This window comes from Pseudoxanthomonas sp. CF125 (assembly GCF_900104085.1).
Lineage (GTDB): Bacteria > Pseudomonadota > Gammaproteobacteria > Xanthomonadales > Xanthomonadaceae > Pseudoxanthomonas_A.
The window spans coordinates 513,041-530,073 of sequence record NZ_FNLD01000003.1 but is presented as its reverse complement, the minus strand read 5'-3'; the positions used below and the strand labels follow the sequence as shown (position 1 = coordinate 530,073).

Annotated in this window: 16 protein-coding genes and 1 tRNA gene; 13 read left to right on the top strand and 4 right to left on the bottom strand. The window is 60.4% G+C overall.

The window, feature by feature from the left end; all coding sequences use genetic code 11:
- The first annotated feature begins 31 nt into the window (after window positions 1-31).
- Window positions 32-670, top strand: a complete 639-nt coding sequence (locus BLR66_RS15880) for a TetR/AcrR family transcriptional regulator (protein WP_093289270.1) — start codon at window positions 32-34, stop codon at window positions 668-670.
- Between the two features lie 743 nt (window positions 671-1,413).
- Complete coding sequence (locus tag BLR66_RS15875; RefSeq protein WP_176943915.1) at window positions 1,414-4,575, top strand: sensor histidine kinase; 3,162 nt, start codon at window positions 1,414-1,416, stop codon at window positions 4,573-4,575.
- A gap of 13 nt (window positions 4,576-4,588) precedes the next feature.
- On the opposite strand, the gene BLR66_RS15870 is transcribed toward BLR66_RS15875, so the two are convergent.
- Window positions 4,589-5,218: a response regulator transcription factor gene (locus BLR66_RS15870; protein WP_093289264.1), complete on the bottom strand. Its 630-nt coding sequence runs from the start codon at window positions 5,216-5,218 to the stop codon at window positions 4,589-4,591.
- A gap of 2 nt (window positions 5,219-5,220) precedes the next feature.
- Window positions 5,221-6,009 carry an alpha/beta fold hydrolase gene (locus tag BLR66_RS15865; RefSeq protein ID WP_093289261.1) on the bottom strand — a complete coding sequence of 263 codons (789 nt, stop codon included), beginning with the start codon at window positions 6,007-6,009 and terminating at the stop codon, window positions 5,221-5,223.
- Between the two features lie 132 nt (window positions 6,010-6,141).
- Between BLR66_RS15865 and BLR66_RS15860 the strand changes: the two genes are divergently transcribed.
- From BLR66_RS15860 to BLR66_RS15835, 6 genes are all read left to right on the top strand, one after another.
- The gene (locus BLR66_RS15860) at window positions 6,142-7,248 is read left to right on the top strand and encodes an SMP-30/gluconolactonase/LRE family protein (RefSeq protein WP_093289258.1); all 1,107 of its coding nucleotides are present in this window, start codon (window positions 6,142-6,144) and stop codon (window positions 7,246-7,248) included.
- Window positions 7,245-7,874, top strand: coding sequence for a hypothetical protein (locus BLR66_RS15855; protein WP_143014679.1), 630 nt, complete (start codon window positions 7,245-7,247; stop codon window positions 7,872-7,874). The genes BLR66_RS15860 and BLR66_RS15855 overlap by 4 nt, the downstream gene beginning before the upstream one ends.
- 18 nt (window positions 7,875-7,892) lie before the next feature.
- Window positions 7,893-8,792, top strand: coding sequence for a VOC family protein (locus BLR66_RS15850; RefSeq protein ID WP_218119660.1), 900 nt, complete (start codon window positions 7,893-7,895; stop codon window positions 8,790-8,792).
- Between the two features lie 52 nt (window positions 8,793-8,844).
- Window positions 8,845-9,270, top strand: coding sequence for a putative quinol monooxygenase (locus BLR66_RS15845; protein ID WP_093289248.1), 426 nt, complete (start codon window positions 8,845-8,847; stop codon window positions 9,268-9,270).
- A 51-nt stretch (window positions 9,271-9,321) separates the two neighbouring features.
- On the top strand, window positions 9,322-10,101 hold the full coding sequence (locus BLR66_RS15840; protein ID WP_176943914.1) for an alpha/beta fold hydrolase: 780 nt from the start codon (window positions 9,322-9,324) through the stop codon (window positions 10,099-10,101).
- Window positions 10,102-10,182: 81 nt separating this feature from the next.
- Window positions 10,183-11,229 (top strand): aldo/keto reductase, encoded by a 1,047-nt coding sequence (locus tag BLR66_RS15835; protein ID WP_255402699.1) that lies wholly within the window; start codon window positions 10,183-10,185, stop codon window positions 11,227-11,229.
- A 261-nt stretch (window positions 11,230-11,490) separates the two neighbouring features.
- Here the strand turns inward: BLR66_RS15835 and BLR66_RS15830 are convergent.
- Window positions 11,491-11,567 (bottom strand) — tRNA-Arg (locus tag BLR66_RS15830).
- A 73-nt stretch (window positions 11,568-11,640) separates the two neighbouring features.
- On the opposite strand from BLR66_RS15830, the gene ubiA reads away from it, so the two are divergent.
- The 3 genes from ubiA (at window position 11,641) to BLR66_RS15815 (ending at window position 13,792) form a co-directional block, all read left to right on the top strand.
- Window positions 11,641-12,564: a 4-hydroxybenzoate octaprenyltransferase gene (ubiA, locus tag BLR66_RS15825; protein WP_093289245.1), complete on the top strand. Its 924-nt coding sequence runs from the start codon at window positions 11,641-11,643 to the stop codon at window positions 12,562-12,564.
- Window positions 12,565-12,591: 27 nt separating this feature from the next.
- Complete coding sequence (locus BLR66_RS15820; protein ID WP_093289242.1) at window positions 12,592-13,110, top strand: Rid family hydrolase; 519 nt, start codon at window positions 12,592-12,594, stop codon at window positions 13,108-13,110.
- 232 nt (window positions 13,111-13,342) lie between these two features.
- Window positions 13,343-13,792 (top strand): hypothetical protein, encoded by a 450-nt coding sequence (locus BLR66_RS15815; RefSeq protein WP_143014678.1) that lies wholly within the window; start codon window positions 13,343-13,345, stop codon window positions 13,790-13,792.
- Between the two features lie 139 nt (window positions 13,793-13,931).
- Here BLR66_RS15815 and BLR66_RS15810 read toward each other — a convergent pair whose 3' ends face one another.
- Entirely contained in the window at window positions 13,932-14,921 is a 990-nt protein-coding gene (locus tag BLR66_RS15810) for an NAD(P)-dependent oxidoreductase (RefSeq protein WP_093289236.1), read from the bottom strand.
- 100 nt (window positions 14,922-15,021) lie between these two features.
- Here BLR66_RS15810 and BLR66_RS15805 point away from each other — a divergent pair, with 100 nt between their 5' ends.
- Complete coding sequence (locus BLR66_RS15805; protein WP_176943951.1) at window positions 15,022-15,594, top strand: ANTAR domain-containing response regulator; 573 nt, start codon at window positions 15,022-15,024, stop codon at window positions 15,592-15,594.
- 7 nt (window positions 15,595-15,601) lie between these two features.
- Window positions 15,602-16,735 (top strand): CmpA/NrtA family ABC transporter substrate-binding protein, encoded by a 1,134-nt coding sequence (locus BLR66_RS15800; protein WP_093289233.1) that lies wholly within the window; start codon window positions 15,602-15,604, stop codon window positions 16,733-16,735.
- The last annotated feature ends 298 nt before the right edge of the window (window positions 16,736-17,033 follow it).

Below are 17,033 nucleotides of genomic sequence, written 5' to 3'. Positions count from 1 at the left end.
GCGGCGGCCTTATTAGAGGGACATCGTCACGATGACGCAGGCGAAAAAGAAACCGAAGGAAAAGGCCGCCGTAAAGGCGAAGAGAACGCGGTTATCTCCCGAGGTCCGGCGCAAGCAGATCCTGGAGGCCGCGCTGGCCGAATTCAGCGCCATGGGCTTTGCCGCCACCAGCATCTCCAGAATCGCCGGGCGCGTAGGCATTTCGAAGGCCAATGTCTACGTCCATTTCGCCAGCAAGGATCAAATCTTCGAAACCCTGCTCCAATCCCTGTCGTCGGTGGGCAAAGCGCAGGACAACTGGTCGAAGATACAAGAAGCGCGAAACCTTCCCGAGTTCATCGATAACCTGATCGAGGTGACCTATGAAGCGCTTACCCCCGAAGCCCTGGCCATCATGCGATTGCTGATTGCAGAAGGGCACCGTGTCCCTGATGTGCTGGCCAAATGGCATAAAGACAATCTTCAAAGGCGGGCGGAACGGCAGGTGGCCATCGATGAGCAGGTGGCGGTAGGCCGCATGAAGGCGAATCCGCTTACCGAGCATTTCGAGTTCGCCATGACCCCGGTGGTGTACGCAGCCGTCGCGAAACTGGCTTTCGGGGACGCTGCTGCCGAAGAGGTGGAGCGCATCAAGGACACGCATCGGAAACTGCTGCGCCAGCTGTTGTAGCTCCAGTCGGTTGCCTGATGAGATCGGCCTTCATGCACAAGCCGGAATCGTCGAGTTGCTTCCGCACTGGAAGCGTTCCGACACGCCGCCGTGAAAATCCCCGCCCGCTCCCCGAGCAACGCAGTGAAACCGCTAAGTGGCCGCTGATCTAGTAAGAGTGCTCTGAGGCGGACCAGCCTAAAACCACCAGATAATGAGAATGGTCTCATCAAGTGATTGGCTGGCCACTAGCCAGCCAATCAGTTAGCGGCAGCCAAAACGGGTGCGACCGTCTGATTACCCTCCCGGTCACGGAGGCATCAATGCTTAAAGTTGCTACCCTGACCCTTGAGCGTGAAACCGTGTGATCGAAAGGACCCTGGCCAAATGGATTGTCCGCAGCAGACATGGTCGGAGAATCACTGACTATGAGGCTGCTGTTGCGGACATCTCAACGATGCCGAAAGGGACGATGCCGGTGGAAGGCCGACGCCGGTAGCGGACATCGATATCCCAGATATTCGTGTGTTAACGAGCGGAAGTTTCCGACCCATGGTGGGGCGCGCCTATAGGGAATCGATCCTCTCTTGGCGGGAGGGGCGGCTATCGGGTTATTCTTCTGCCAAACTCAGCTACCCGGACTTTCCCATGTTCGGTGAGTCCCGGGAGCACCAGAGCCATCACGTTCCGAGCCTCGAACTGGCTTGAAGCAGCATTGTCACTGACCTTACTTGTGCCGGCGCATGTCTATCAGAATGATAGGAATGTCTGCGTTGTATAGATGGCTCTGTCGGATGGGCTTCGCGGCGCTTGCAACGTCGTACTTTTCTGCTGCCGCTGATGCCAACGCAGTGACGCAAGCGTACATTGCTGCGGAATCGCGCCCCATAACTGTGATAGAAGGCGACGATATTACCTTCAGCCGCGTAGAAAACTCTCAGGAGTTCTCAGGGTCGCGAATCGGGCAGATTGCCCAGGACGATATGGGATTCATGTGGTTTGGGACGCAATACGGCCTGTATCGATTCGACGGATATAGTCATATGGTATTTGCAGCCGATCCAAAAGCCAGGAACCAGCTTGGTGGGGTGTTCGTCTACGCTATTCATAACGATAAGTCCGGTCGGTTGTGGATTTCCACCGATAAGGGCGTAGATACTTTCGATCCCCGGACCGGGACTTTCAATCGAATCGCCTATGCCGGCCCGTCTGGTCCAACGGCTCAATCGTTCTACCAGGATCGATCTGGGACTATGTGGCTGAGCACCACTGCGGGCTTATATGGGGTTGATTCGAACGGCAAAACCCTCGCGCATTTCCAAGCTGATTCCGAGGACTCTGGTTCACTCGCCAGTAGTGATCTGAAATTTGCTAAGGAAGACCGCTCGGGCACTTTCTGGATAACGAGTTCTGCAGGGCTCGAAGCCATCGACCGGAGCAGTGGTCGGGTGCTCACACGGATACCGCTCCGGGAGCCGCGGGAAATAAACTTCGTCGAAGATCGTTCGGGAATGCTCTGGATCTATCATGCGGGCGGAAGCGGACTCTCCGCCTTTGATCGGTCGACTAATAGTCTGACCAACTACCGATTCGTCGACAGCACTGGCGCGCCGATGCCACGCTTCGGAATCTTCACGGCGCTCGAGGATCGCGACGGTGGCTTGTGGTTCGGAACCGGAGGTGCGGGGCTGCTTCGCCTTGATGTCGATCGTCAGCGTTTCATTCGGTATCGCCATAGCCCTAGTGACCCGCAAAGCCTCGGTGGTGACGACATCGTCACGCTGTTTCAGGACCGGGAGGACAACATCTGGGTGGCCTTGCATGGCGAGCAACTCAACCTTTTCCCCGCACGGAAACCACTTTTCGAGAAACTTCCACCGAGACCTGCCTCCCTCCGCGTACGCAGCGAAAAGATGGTCAATTCCATTCTCGAGGTAGAGGGCCAATCTTTGTGGATCAGCTACATGGGGATGCTGTTAGGTGTCGATCAACAGTCAGGTGAACGACAGGATCTGCACCAGCGACTGGGTCTGCAGGCCGATGTGATCTCGATGGCGCAGGATGCTCGTGGACGCATCTGGCTAGGCACTACGGGGACGGGCATAGTCCTAGTCGAACCATCGGGTCGCGTGGTTAGATTCCAGCACGATCCCGCCGATCAAAGCAGTCTTGCAGATGACGTGGTCAACGACATCTTGGTGGACCGCTCGCAGAACGTCTGGTTTGCGACTTGGGGCGGGCTTTCCCGCTTCGACGACAAGAGCGGCCGATTCGAGAACTACAAACCGCCGGAAATTGATCCAAAGTATCTCGCCCTAGCGGAAGACAGCTCGGGGAACATCTGGTTGGGCACTCACCAGTACGGCCTGCAGCGTTTCAATCCAGTGACGAAGGAATTTGTGAAGTTCCCGTCCATCGGCGCGCCTGGGAGCGTGAGCAATGGCAGGGTGAACGCCGTGCATGTCGATCGGCGCGGAGTCGTCTGGGCGGGAACGCAGAATGGTCTTGACGCGCTTGATCCAGCCACTAGCCACATCCGCAATTATCGCGTCAACGATGGGCTGCCGGGTAATGCTGTGAGCTGCATTCTTGAAGATGCGCAGGAAGGTATCTGGTTTGGGACCAATAAGGGTATCGCGCGGCTCGATGCGGCAACGGGGAAAATCCAGAGCTACTCTCGGATAGATGGGCTTCCGGGCCTGGATTTCACAGGCTGGGGCGCCTGCTACCAAAGTCGGGCACATAAAATGTACTTCGCCGGATTCTCGGGAGCCACGGCGTTCTACCCCGACCGGATCCGAATGCGGAGGCATGTACCCCCCGTCGAGTTTACGGATCTGATGATCGCCGGACGCAGGTTTCCTGATGGGCCGCCACAGTCACAACCACAGGTGCTACCGGTACTGGGAAGATTGAGTTTGCCTTACTCGCAGAACACGTTCACCGCCGGATTCGCGGCCTTGAGCTACACGAATCCGACTGCGATTGGCTACCGTTTCCGTCTGGTTGGGCTGGGAGAGGAGTGGCACGCGGTGGACAGCGGCAGGCGCGTGGCCTCCTACAACTCTCTGCCGCCGGGAGATTACCGGCTGGAAGTACAGGCAGCCGCGAGCGGAGGTAACTGGTCCGAGACGACGGCGTTGAAACTCACCATTCTCGAGCCCTGGTGGCAGACCACATGGTTCTACACACTCGTAAGTCTGCTCGTCCTAGGGTCGGCGTTGCTCATCTATCAGCTGCGCATGCGCCAAGTGATGCACCAGTTCGAGATTCGTCTTGACGAACGCGTCGCAGAGCGTACTCGCATCGCGCGCGAGCTACATGACTCCCTGCTGCAGGGATTTCATGGTTTGATGTTTCGGCTGCAGGCGGTACGTAATCTCCTTCCGGCGAGGTCGCAAGAAGCCGCGATCGCGCTGGATGAGGCGCTGAGCCGCGGTGACGAAACCGTGGAGAGGGCTAGGGAAGCGGTCACAGAGCTCCGTACCTTCGGCGCCAGCGAACCCGATCTGGAGGCAGCGCTGCGCTCAATGGCACAGGATATGCCGACGCTCTCCCAAGACGGCGCGCCAAACTACCGTATCGTTGTCGAAGGCGCGCCGCGCCGCATGATCCCGCTGGTGCGCGACGATGTCTTGCAGGTAGGTCGCGAAGCGTTTCGAAACGCCGTGCAACATGCAAGAGCCAAGCTGGTGCAAGTCGAAGTTCAGTGGGGCGTCGAGCGATTTTCGATTCGTGTGCGTGATGACGGTCTCGGCCTGGAGCCCCAGTTGATCGCGTACGGTCGGGACGGCCACTGGGGGATACAGGGCATGCGAGAGCGGACTCGCCAGTTGGGCGGCAGCCTGGAAATCCGTAGCGACAGCAACGGCACGCTGGTGGAGCTGAAAATTCCCGCGAGTCGTGCCTACGTCGGCTCGGACTAAGGTTCGCCGAGACTTACTCACCCACCGAGGGAAGAATTCCTCGAGCCAGCGCCAAGGTCACGGCATGGGTGCGGTCATTGGCGCCCAGCTTGGCCATGATGTGTTTTATGTGCGCCTTCGCCGTTTCCTTGCTCACCGACAGATGCAAACCGATTTCGTGGTTGGAGTTACCCGCGGCGACCAGCCTCAACACGTCGATCTCTCGCGATGAAAGGCTTTCTCCTCCTCGATGTGCGGCGAGCGCGCTGGCCACGTCGGCGGTGATGTGCTTGTGCCCCAAATGCACCGAGCGAATCGTATCCAGTAGCTCCTTGCGTACGGATCCTTTGAGCACGTATGCATGCGCGCCCGCTTTGAGTGCACGCTGTGCCAGCGCATCACCGCCATACGTCGTCAGAATGATTACGTGCGCGTCAGGGAAGTCGCTCCGAATAGCAATCAGCGCTTCGATGCCGCCCATGCCCGGCATCTGGATGTCGAGCAAGGTGATGTCCGGTCTGAATTCACGGAAGCGTTCGATGGCCTCCATGCCGGTCGATGCCTCCGCAGACAGTTGCATGTCGGGTTGACCGGCGATCAGCGCAGCGATCCCTTCCCTGAGGAGGGGATGGTCATCCACAGCGAGAATGCGGATGGTATTCATAGCTACTCGTTGATGTACTCGATTCCCATCCGACGGCGACCGGCGCTGGAGTTCAGTTGCGCCTCGATCCACTGGCAGGTCTTCTCACGGACGATAGCATGGCCGTGATCGTTGATCAGATCATGATAATAACCCTCGAATACCTGCAGTGTCTTGTCGCGGGAACCCACGTGCCCATGAAGGTACTCGCTACCGGAGGGCGGTGCCATCATGTCTTCTGATCCGTGCAACAGCAGCAGTGGCAACGACAGTTCGCCCAAGGCCTCGCGTAGGCGGTCGTTGGCACGGAGCAGCGTAGTGCCCGCCAGCCAGCCGAAAGAGGGGGCCAGCCCGCTGAAGATCCGCAAGATCGCGGCGTTTCGAGGCGGATCGAGCGTAATCCCCTCGCAGATGATCCCGTCCAACTCGTCTCTGTGTCGCAAGGCGTGGAGGCAGGCGACCACCGCACCGGCCCCGTGACCGAACAGATATAGCGGCCTCGTGGGATCGCGTTCGCTTATGCGGGACATCATCGTGCGGGTATCGCAGAGGTAGCCATCGATTGGGCGAAGTTGGAAGCGCGAGCCCGGCGACCGACCGCATCCTCGAAGATCAACAGCGTAAGTGGCAATGCCACGTGCAGCTAAGGCTTCGGAAAAAAGCCGATACTGACCGCTGTGCGACCCACGTTCATGCACGATGGCCACAACGGCACGGACGCTTCCGGGACGCCAACAACGCAGGAACAACCTCCGGCAGTCTTTCGATTCGATGAACTCCTCCACAACCGATAGCCGGGGCTGTGAGGCCATGCGGATCTCCAGGCAGTTAGGGTCAAATTAATATCAGAGAAAGGAGGGGCGTTAGTTACCCGATCGGGGAATGCGCCCCTTTGGGGACCGAGGCATGCTCGCGCTACTTGCATCGCAGGAATCGATCAACCGATGTCCATCAAGCGAAAAGTGGCGTGGAGCATCGGGATAATCATCCTGGCGGTGTTGGGTTATCTATGCTTTTGGCCGGTGCCCGCGGACCCGCGAGCCTGGGCAGCGCCACTGGCGCAAGGCTACGTGGGTGTTTATGCGCAGAACACCCGATTGGCGAATCTGCATACCGTCGATCTAAGCGAGGAATACGGTCCCGAGCACCTCGCGATAGGCCCGGACGGCAAGCTGTATGCCGCCATGACCAGTGGCAACATCCTACGCATGGACCCCGACGCTAGTCACGCCAAGGTCTTCGCCAATACCGGCGGGCGTGTGCTCGGATTTGACTTCGACGCTGGCGGGAACATGATCGCCGCTGATGCCATGCGCGGGTTGCTGAGCATCGACGAAGGCCGCGTGCGCGTACTCATGGATCAGGTCGGCCCGAACGATCCCATCCGCTACGCCAATTCCGTTGTGGTAGCTGCCGACGGAATCATCTACTTCACCGATGCGTCCACGCGATTCTCGCCCGCAGATTGGGGTGGTACTTACGAGGCGAGTTTGTACGACATCCTGGAGCAGGCAGCGAGCGGCCGGGTGCTTGCCTACGATCCAAAAACAGGATTCACGCACGTGGTGGTGCACGGTCTGTCATTCGCGAACGGCATTGCATTGGCCGCAGACGGACGGTCGCTATTTGTCTCGGAGACCGGCCGGTATAGGGTCTGGAAGATCGATGCGTCCGCACGTGATACTGATGTCTCAAGTGGATCCCCTTCGGCACGGGTCCTCCTGGACAATCTTCCTGGCTATCCAGACAACCTGATGCGCGGCCGGGACGGTCGAATCTGGCTAGGCTTGTTCAGGCCACGCAATCCTGCAGCAGATGAGCTTTCTGACAAGCCGTTCCTCCGCAAGGTTTTGCTGCGACTGCCTCGAGCCTTGCTTCCAGTTGGCAACCCCTACGGGCATGTCTTCGCCTTCAACGAAGACGGTCACGTTGTCGAAGACCTACAGGATCCACTCGGAGCCTATCCAGAGACGACCGGCGCAACTGAAACCATAGATCGACTCTACATACACAGCCTGCATGCCGCATCGATCGGTTGGAGGCAACGATGAATGTTTCAGTTCAAAATCGAGCCGCACCGATTCTTGGATCAAGGATCTCGATGGCATCATTAATCTTCGGTATCGTCATCACATTGCCTGTCTATGCCGAACAGAGTGAGCCGCCAACAGAACATGACGAAGGATTCGAGGAAATCTATGTCCTTCGAAGCATCCGAGACCGGCAAGAGGTACAAGACGGAAGATGCACGGCCTCCGCCGTCGGATTTGACCCGTATCCGATCGATGCTGATCGACGGTTCTCGTTCTGGAGCGTTATATCGCGGCCTGCCGATGGCCTCATCGTAGACGCTGCCAATCTAAGGGTTGCGGAGCTTCGCGGCTGCTTTGGGCCAACAGGCGATAAAACCAGGCAAAACTTCCATGCCGAGATACGCATGGGATCAAAGGTTTTCCGTGGCCGCGGCGAGTGTCAGGCGCTCTTGGTGAACTTCCCGGAAGAAGCGCTGATACCCGTCCGGTGCCAGATCGTTTTGAGTGACCTGCCTGCGTCATACATTGGCGGTCTCTTGATCACGAACACCCTGACAAGCGGTGCGCAATACGGCGGAGAGACATCCCCGCCAGGCTATAACCAAGCCTCTATCGCGACCATCAGGCTTTGGAAAAAACGCTAGATAGGCAACCCACAACCCATGCGTGAAGTCACGTCGCATGTTCATTCAAAAGGAGAAAAAGCCATGATCCATGAGCCAGGTCCCGACGACACTGATCTCCAAAGGCGCAGTGTCCTGCAAGCAGCTGGAATCACCATCGCTGGCGGCTTGGCCGCCTCGGCAATACCCGCCGCCTTGGCCGCGCAGGGGCCCGCTGTGAAAGGAGCCGCAGCCAGAGCCCTCGGCTCGATCGGAGGACGCCTGAGAGGGGTGCAGCATTTCGGTCTTACGGTGCAGAACATGGATCGAGCCTTCGAGTTCTATACCGAGGTCCTCGGTGGTACCGAGGTGATGCGTGACGGGGACTTCTATGGAGAGCGTATCCACAATACGTTGCTTACCGACCAAGTGATCGAGTCGCGTGCGCGTAAGGTCAATCCGCTGACCATGGGCATACCAGATCTGAGGAGCGGTGCGCAGCGCCTGGATGTCCGCTTCGTCCAGTTCGACAATGTGGTGATTGAGCTCCTGCAATACCGGGATTCGGAACAGCCTGCCGGCAGCGGAAATGCGTTCGCGGAACCGCTCGATCATATGAGTCCTGCTTTTCCCAGAATGATGCACATCTGCTTCCATATCCGGGATGAGGTCGACTTCAATCAGTTCATCGCCGACTTGGAAGCCGAGTCAGCACGTCGCGGGATGAACCATGTCCGGGCTAATCGAGTCCTCACCGTCACATCGGAGGAGCAGCGTCGATCCGCGCCGATCGAAGCAAACAGCAACGGCATCACCGAAGGAAAGTCGAACGGTTGGCGGCTGATCTATTGCAAAGGATGTGAAGGCGAGCAACTTGAGTTCGTTCAGGCATTAGGTCCGGTCAAGCGCGTATTCGATGGCGCACTTGAGGCCCGCAAGCGTCTTGTATCTAGCGCATAGCATCGGATCACAAGCCGTGTCCATATTCAGGTCAATTACAAGGAGTAGAGCCATGAAGCGTTCGCTATCAATCCAGATCAATGCTCTCTTGGTCATCGCTGTACTTGGGATTGCATCTGCTTTCGCGGCAGATTCCCATGTGGCGCGTTACGACGTGATCCAATCCAACGCATACGCCGTCGTCGCGGAAGTCCGCGCGAAGCCGGGGAAGGAAGACGAACTGCGTGCGATTACGTTGCCTCTGGTCGAGAAAGTTCGCGCTGAACCAAACAACTTGCTGTATTTCCTGCAGGAAGATCGGGAGACACCTGGGCACTTTGTTTTTTACGAGATCTTTGCGACACAAGCGGATTTCGAAGCCCACAACGCCACGCCCCATGTGCAGGCATGGTTCGCCCGGTTACCGGAACTCGCCGATGGCGGGGTAAAGGCGATTCGAATGGAGATCCTGGGGAATCGAGCTGAGCCTTCGCCGTGAAGCAGGTGTCGTTAGATCCCAGTCCGATGTTTACATGCCAGGAGTGATGTCATGAATTGTCTATTTGTTCTCGCAACGCTGGCCATGGCGACCGCCTCCGAGGCCATTCCCGCGGCTCCCTCCACAAGCCGGCCGACGATCATTTTGGTGCATGGCGCATTCGTAGACGGTTCCGGCTGGGCCGGTGTCCATCGCATCCTGACAAAAGAAGGATTTCCAGTCGTAGTGGTCCAGAATCCAACGAACTCGCTTGCAGACGACGTCGCCATGACCAATCGGGCCATTGCAGGGGCTGCTGGGCCTGTCGTGTTGGTAGGACATTCCTACGGAGGAGTGGTTATTACAGAGGCGGGATCCGATCCCAAGGTTTCGTCGCTGGTCTACATAGCGGCTTTCGCGCCCGATCAGGGCGAATCCGTTTCCTCGTTGATCGCCAACGCCCCCGCCGGCGTGCAAGGGCCGCCTATCGTGCCGTCCGCCGATGGCTTTTTAACCCTGGACAAAGCCAAGTTTGCGTCAGCATTTGCGTCCGATGTCCCGAGTGAGGTCGCCCAGTTCATGGCCGACTCTCAGGTTCCTTGGGGTGTTCAGGCCTTTGAAGGGAGGGTTGGAACGCCCGCTTGGAAAAGCAAACCAAGCTGGTACTTAGTAACAGAGGACGATAGGATGATTCCTCCAGATGCCCAGCGTGGTATGGCCGGACGAGCGAGCGCAACCGTTCTTGTTTCGGCAGGGAGCCATGCAATCTATGTTGCTGCGCCGGAAACGGTCGCCGCATTGATCCGGCAAGCTGCCGAAGCTGCATCGATCGCTGTGTCGTCTTTGGAATAGGCGGGTGACAGCGCCCTTGGATCGATGGCATTCGAAAAGCCAACAGTCATCTCAGTGTGTTGTGCAATGTAAATCGGCCAGTTGATTCTTCAACTGCAGATAGAGGGACTCGATATGTCATTGAAAGAGCTTCTGCCCGGAAAGCTAGGTTTCGGCACTGCCCCGCTCGGCAACATGTTTCGCGACATTCCAGAGACGGAGGCTCAGGCAACTGTTTCGGCGGCTTGGGCGGATGGCATCCGGTACTTCGACAACGCACCATTCTATGGAGCAGGACTTGCGGAGATCCGAATGGGTGAGGCGCTGGCGGGAAAACCGCGAGATACGTATGTAATCAGTACCAAGGTAGGCCGCCTGATCCTGGACGAAGTAGAGGACATCGGTGCTCGCGATCTCGGGGAGAAGGGCGATGTATTCAAGTACGGCCTGCCAAACAAGATTGTCAACGACTACTCGTACGACGCAACGCTTCGTTCACTCAATGACAGCCTGAAGCGGCTTAGGACGGATCGCATCGATATAGTTTGGGTCCACGATGTCGCGCAGGACTTCTATGGTGATGAATGGCTGGCTGTATTCGAAACAGCACGCAAAGGAGCATTCAGGGCTCTTCATAGTCTCCGAGAGGAGGGCGTCATCAAAGCGTGGGGGCTAGGTGTAAATCGCGTCGAGCCTATCGAACTCTTGCTCGACCTGGACGAGCCTCGCCCGGATGGCTTCCTGCTCGCTGGCCGGTACACCCTTTTGGATCATTCGCGTGCACTGCAGCGCGTCATGCCGAAGGTGGCGGAACGCGGGCTGGATATCGTGGTAGGCGGCCCTTACAGCTCTGGGGCGTTGGTGGGCGGTCCGAATTTCGAGTATTCGCCAGCGACGCCGGTAATTTTGGACAAAGTCGCGCGCATCAAGGCGCTGGCCGACGGATACGGGATCAGCATGAAGGCTGCAGGTCTTCATTTTTCACTGGCGCATCCGGCGGTGGCGGGGGTAATCCCGGGCGCCAGCAAGCCTGAGCGCATTGCCGAGGATCGCGCCGCGCTGCTCGAAGCAGTGCCATCTGGATTCTGGCGTGATCTTCGCAGCATTGGCCTGGTTGACGCCGAAGCTCCGTTGCCAACAGGCGATTAGATTGACCTGGACGGTCCTGCAGCGCATTCCCGAAATTCCCGACTCTCGCGCCTACTGCCGACAGCTCTGCATATCCGGACGCGGCGACGGCCGGCCAGCCGACCGCACGTGGGCACCAACTCCCTCGAACAGCGCTAGGTCAAGCCACTAAGTTATTGGTTTATAAGAGTGGCCTGAGACAGGCTAGCCAACAACCACTAGATAATGAGAATGCTCTCATCAAGTGATTGGCTGGCCACTACCCGCTGAAGAGCTGAAAGATGGCGCGCCCGGAGGGATTCGAACCCCCGACCAATGGCTTCGGAAGCCACTACTCTATCCGGCTGAGCTACGGGCGCACGGGACGCGCATTCTACCGCAAACCGGCGCAGCGTCTTTTTCGCATGGGGACCGGCCTGCTAGGCTGGCGGCATGGGTTACGAACGTTTTCAATCCGCAGGCCAGCCCCGCTGGCGCGAGCGGCTGGGCCAATACTGGAAACTGGTGCGCGGCGACCGCCCGATCGGCGTGCTGCTGTTGCTGTGGCCGACCTGGTGGGCGTTGTGGATCGCTTCGGCGGGCGTGCCGTCGCTGTGGACGCTGTTCGTGTTCACCGCCGGGGTATGGCTGACGCGTTCGGCCGGCTGCGTGATCAACGACTACGCCGACCGCTGGCTGGACCCGCAGGTCGAACGCACGCGCGGGCGCCCGCTGGCCACCGGTGCGGTGTCGGGACGCGAGGCCCTGCTGGTGTTCGCGGTGCTGATGATCGCCGCCTTCGCGCTGGCGCTTACGCTGAACCGGCTGACCATCTATCTCAGCGTCGTCGGTCTGTTCCTGGCGGCCAGCTATCCCTATCTCAAGCGCTACACCTATCTGCCGCAGGTCTATCTGGGACTGGCCTTCGGCTGGGGCATCCCGATGGCGTTCGCCGCAGTGCAGGGAAGCGTGCCGCCGGTGGCGTGGGTGCTGTACTTCGCCAACATCCTCTGGGCCACGGCCTACGACACCTGGTATGCCATGGTGGACCGCGACGAGGACATCCGCGCCGGTTCCAAATCCACCGCCATCCTGTTCGGCGAAATGGACCTGATCGCGCAGGCGGTGCTGTATGCGTTGATGTTCGCCGCGTTGTGGATGGTGGGCCGGCAGGCGCAGCTGGGCCTGTACTACTGGGCCGCGCTGGGCGTGGCGGCCGTGCTGGTGGCCTACGAATTCCTCATCGCCCGCCATCGCGAACGCGAAGCCTGCTTCCGCGCGTTCCTGCACAACAACTGGGTGGGCGCGGCGGTGTTCGCGGGGATCGCCATCCACCACGTGATGCAAAGCCGCGCCGCGGAGGCCGTAATACCCTAGCCGCTCTTTTTCCTGTCGGAGATTCCCATGGCGAAAATCCTGATCGGTTGCTTGCTGGCTGCGCTTGCCCATTCCTCGATGGCTGCAGAAGACGCGTCGCGCGAACATCTGGCGCCCGCGGGCTGGGAAGGTTCCTACCACCAGTTGCACTACACGCCGGTGGTCAAGATAGGCGATCGGGTGATCGTGTCGGGAATCCCGGCCGCTGAAGGCGACACCGACGAAGCCAAGATCCGCTGGATGTTCGAACAGCTCAAGCTGCACCTGGAGTCGGCCGGGGCCAGCATGGAGGACGTGGTGGAACTGACCAGCTTCCACGTTTCGACCGATCACGAAGATTTCCGCCGCCGCGTCGAGCCTGTGCTGAAAGTGCATCGTGAATTCTTCAAGGACCACTATCCGGCATGGACGGCGGTGGGCACCACGGCGTTGTTCTCGGCCGGTGCGCCGGTGGAGATGCGCGCCGAAGCGATCATCGGTTCGGGACGCGCCGCCAAAGCGGAAATTCCGAAGCCCGCACCGCCGCCCACGCCGACCACGCCCTGAAACAAACTCGTCGTCCCCGCGAAGGCGGGGAGCCAGTGCGGTTCGTACTGCGACCGAGCGTTTTTTCTTGAAAAGCTTAAAGTCGCTGGGTCCCCGCCTTCGCGGGGACGACAGTCGTTTTTCCGTCGGTGTGGCTTGCGTTCAAGCAGGCCCGGTTACTGTGAGACGGCATGAAAGCGGAAGCTACGGGTTCCGTTTTCCAGGCGGTCTTCCTCCCCTTCGCAGGCGCCCCATGAAACGATTCGTCTTGTTGTGCATGGCCATGGCCGCGACTGGCGTCGCCGTCGCCCAAAGCGCCGACACTCCACTCGATCTGCGCGTTCCCGAGCCAGCTGCTGCGCCTGCGGCAACCGATGCGCCGGCCAAGAGCGATCCGCCGGGCACGTATTACGGCGACACCAGCGGCAGGCCATCCAGGCGCGCGTGGGACGAACCCGTCGTCGAGGACGACGGCACGGCCAAGGTCTGGGGCAGTTTCACCACGGGCATCGGCCATACCAAGGGCTACGGCACTTCGCATTACAACGCGGCCGAGGTCAACGTCAGCAAATCCTTCGGCGATGGCGAACGCCCCAACGCGTTCAACCTGCAGATCCGCGTCGAGCAAAGCGACGGCCCGGGTTTCGGCGGCCCCTATCCGTATCCCTACTTCGATCGCGGGGCGGGCTATCCGCCACGTTGAGGCAATTCGCTGAGCGAAGTTGTTTGCGGACGCGCTGCGCCGCCGCTTGCCGGTTTGCTCGCTAAGGACCCTCCGAACAACTCCAATGTCATCCCTCGCTGCGCTCGGGATGACAGGACAAGGTTGGTTCAAACCTTACCTAAGCACCCACTCCTGGGATCACCTCGCATGCGATGCCATGTTGGCTGAGCCGCTGCGCGAGAAGATCGCCAGTCGCGGTCTGGAAGGTATTGCCGGATTTCAGGCACACCACGCACTGGCCGGATTGCGCGTGCTCCAGCAGCAGCGCCAGCAATGCATCGTCATCGCTCGGCAAGGGCAGATGCGACGCATCGCGGCGGGCCAGCGCCACGATGGCGGGGTGCGACTGGCTATCGCAAACCAGCAGGTCAGCGCGGTTCAGCGCACGCAATCCTTTCAGCGTCACCAGGCCGGGATCGCCAGTGCCGGCATCCACCAGCAATACGCTGCCGGCGGCGGCGACCTCCCCGCTGCTGTCCAGCGCCGCCAGGAACGCCTGTTCGGCCGATTCCCGTTGTCCCGCCTGCAGCAGCACGGGCACCGGACCGTCCATCACTTGCTCGAACCAGCGCCGGCGCAGCGCAAGTTGCGGCAAGCGGCAGCGGATCGCGGCGCGATGGCGGGCGAACAGGCTGGCGAACTCGCCCAGCGAATGATCCAGTAAGGTTTCAAATTGCTCGCGTAGCCGCCGGGCCAGCATGGGCGCCGCGCCACCGGAAGAAATCGCCAGCAGCAGCGGAGCACGGTCGACGATGGCGGGAATCTGGAAGGTGGACAGCTCGGCATCGTCGACCACATTGGCCAGCAGCCGGCGCGCGCCGGCTTCGCGCGCCAGTTCGGCATTGAAGGCGCGGTCGTCGGTGGCCGCCACCAGCAGCCAGACGTGGTCCAGCCAGGCGGGATCGAACGCGCCTTCGAGCCGATGCACGCGACCTTGCTTCAGCCACTGCGCCAGCGTGTCGTTCAGCGCGTGCGCATGCACCCGCACCTGCGCGCCGGCCTGCAACAGCGCTTCGATCTTGCGCGCGGCGACCTCGCCGCCGCCGACCACCAGCACTTCGCGGCCGTGCAGATCGGCGAACAGGGGAAACAGCGGAGAGGGGGACATGCGGATTCCAGAAAAGGGCAGCTGAAGGGATGGCTCGCCAGCGGTCATGTTGCATGGCAACATGAAGTGGACTCCTCTGGCTAGCCTTCCGCCCGTCATGTTGCGTGTCCTGCTGGTCAACGATACCGAAAAGCCGATCGGCGAGCTGCGGGCGGCATTGCAGGCGGCCGGCTACGAGGTGTTGGAAGAGGTCGCCGCCGCCGATGCGCTGCTCAAGGCGGTGGAATCGCAACAGCCCGACGCGGTGATCATCGATGTGGATTCGCCTTCCCGCGACACGCTGGAGCAACTGGCGGTTATGCACCGCCATGCGCCGCGCCCCGTGGTGATGTTTTCCGCCGACGGCGACGACCGCCTGATCCGGGACGTGGTCGCCGCCGGGGTGACTGCCTATGTGGTGGACGGCCTGACCCCTGCGAGGATGGCGCCGATCCTGCAGGTGGCGCTGGCCCGGTTCGAACAACAAGCGCATGTCCGTCGCCAGTTGAGCGAAGTGCAGCAACAGCTGGCCGACCGCAAATTGATCGATCGCGCCAAAGGCCTGCTGGTCGAGAAGCGCGGCATGAGCGAGGCCGAGGCCTACGCCAGCATGCGCCAGCTGGCCATGCGGCAAGGCCAGAAGCTGGTGGACATCGCCCGCCAGATCATTGCCATGGCCGACTTACTGGGATGACGCCTGCATGACCCTCAACCACTCCGACGGCAACACCGGCCAGCGTCCGCTGCGATTGGGCTTCATGCCGCTGATCGATTGCGCACCACTGGTGGCCGCCGTGCGGCTGCGGCTGGACCGCAAGCATGGCCTGCATCTGCAATTGCATCGTCAGGCTTCGTGGGCGGCGATCCGCGACAAATTGCTGACGGGCGAACTGGATGCGGCCCATGCCCTGACCGGTTTGGTGCACGGCGTGCAATCGGGCATCGGCGGTGTGCAGGCCGATCTGTCGATCCTGCTGACTCTCAACCGCAATGGGCAGGGGATCGTGCTGTCGCATCGGTTGGCGCAGGCGTTGGATGCCGGTCGGCCGCTGGTCGAAGCTTTTGCCGATTTGCAGCGGCCGCCGGTGTTGGCGCAGACCTTTCCCACCGGTACCCATGCGATGTGGCTGTACTACTGGCTGGCGGCCCAGGGCGTGTCCCCGCTGCACGCGATCCGCAGCGTGGCCATGCCGCCGCCGCAGATGGCCGACGCGCTGGCCCGTGGCGAACTGGACGGCTACTGCGCCGGTGAGCCTTGGGCGCAACAGGCGGAAACCTTGCAGGTGGGCCGCCGGGTGGTGGCCAGTGGCGAGATCTGGCCCGACCATCCGGAGAAAGTCCTGGCCTGCCGTCGCGATTTCGCCACTCAGGAACCGGAGACGGCAGTGGCGTTGACCGCGACCTTGCTGGAGGCCTGCCGCTGGCTGGACGAACCCGGCAATCGCAATCAGGCGGCGCTCTGGTTGGCCGAGCCGGAGGTGATCGGGCTGCCGGTGGAGCAGATCTCCACCTGCCTGAGCGCGGACGATGCAACGGGTATTCCACGCTTGTCGTTTCACGACGGCGGTGCGGTGAACTTCCCCTATTTGTCCGATGGCCTGTGGTTCCTCAGCCAGTTCCGCCGCTGGGGTTGGCTGGCGCAGGACCGCACCGAATCGGACTGGGCGCGGCAGGTAGCCGAAGTGCACGGCACCGCGCGCTATCGGGAAGCGGCCGCCAGCGTGGCGGTGCAGGTGCCGGCAGCGGAGAGTCGCCGCAGCGTGCTGTGCGATGGCATCGTCTGGGACGGGCATGCTGCGCAGGCCTATGCGGACGCATTCGCCATCCGCGAGTAGGTCGGGGCTACGCCCCCGACGCATGGAAACCCTACCTCCCCGTTGTTCACGACCATGGCATGTCTGCGCATTGCAGTTGTTCTGTCCCCTTTTCAAAGGGGACTACGGGGGATTTGCTCTTGATCCTGCTTTAGAGCCAGAGCAAATCCCCCTCAATCCCCCTTTTTCAAAGGGGGGAAGCAAAAACGCATCGCCTGCATTGGCATCGATCGCACGCCTGGAACCACCGTGACTGCTGCGCAGGCCTATGCAGATGCATTCGCCATCCGCAGTAGGTCGGGGCTACGCCCCCGACACA

Excerpts from the sequence above, each read along its gene's own strand:
- BLR66_RS15880 (WP_093289270.1), top strand. The coding sequence starts at position 32 with ATGACGCAGGCGAAAAAGAAACCGAAGGAAAAGGCCGCCGTAAAGGCG.
- BLR66_RS15875 (WP_176943915.1), top strand. The coding sequence starts at position 1,414 with ATGTCTGCGTTGTATAGATGGCTCTGTCGGATGGGCTTCGCGGCGCTT.
- BLR66_RS15870 (WP_093289264.1), bottom strand. The coding sequence starts at position 5,218 with ATGAATACCATCCGCATTCTCGCTGTGGATGACCATCCCCTCCTCAGG.
- BLR66_RS15865 (WP_093289261.1), bottom strand. The coding sequence starts at position 6,009 with ATGGCCTCACAGCCCCGGCTATCGGTTGTGGAGGAGTTCATCGAATCG.
- BLR66_RS15860 (WP_093289258.1), top strand. The coding sequence starts at position 6,142 with ATGTCCATCAAGCGAAAAGTGGCGTGGAGCATCGGGATAATCATCCTG.
- BLR66_RS15855 (WP_143014679.1), top strand. The coding sequence starts at position 7,245 with ATGAATGTTTCAGTTCAAAATCGAGCCGCACCGATTCTTGGATCAAGG.
- BLR66_RS15850 (WP_218119660.1), top strand. The coding sequence starts at position 7,893 with ATGCGTGAAGTCACGTCGCATGTTCATTCAAAAGGAGAAAAAGCCATG.
- BLR66_RS15845 (WP_093289248.1), top strand. The coding sequence starts at position 8,845 with ATGAAGCGTTCGCTATCAATCCAGATCAATGCTCTCTTGGTCATCGCT.
- BLR66_RS15840 (WP_176943914.1), top strand. The coding sequence starts at position 9,322 with ATGAATTGTCTATTTGTTCTCGCAACGCTGGCCATGGCGACCGCCTCC.
- ubiA (WP_093289245.1), top strand. The coding sequence starts at position 11,641 with ATGGGTTACGAACGTTTTCAATCCGCAGGCCAGCCCCGCTGGCGCGAG.
- BLR66_RS15820 (WP_093289242.1), top strand. The coding sequence starts at position 12,592 with ATGGCGAAAATCCTGATCGGTTGCTTGCTGGCTGCGCTTGCCCATTCC.
- BLR66_RS15815 (WP_143014678.1), top strand. The coding sequence starts at position 13,343 with ATGAAACGATTCGTCTTGTTGTGCATGGCCATGGCCGCGACTGGCGTC.
- BLR66_RS15810 (WP_093289236.1), bottom strand. The coding sequence starts at position 14,921 with ATGTCCCCCTCTCCGCTGTTTCCCCTGTTCGCCGATCTGCACGGCCGC.
- BLR66_RS15800 (WP_093289233.1), top strand. The coding sequence starts at position 15,602 with ATGACCCTCAACCACTCCGACGGCAACACCGGCCAGCGTCCGCTGCGA.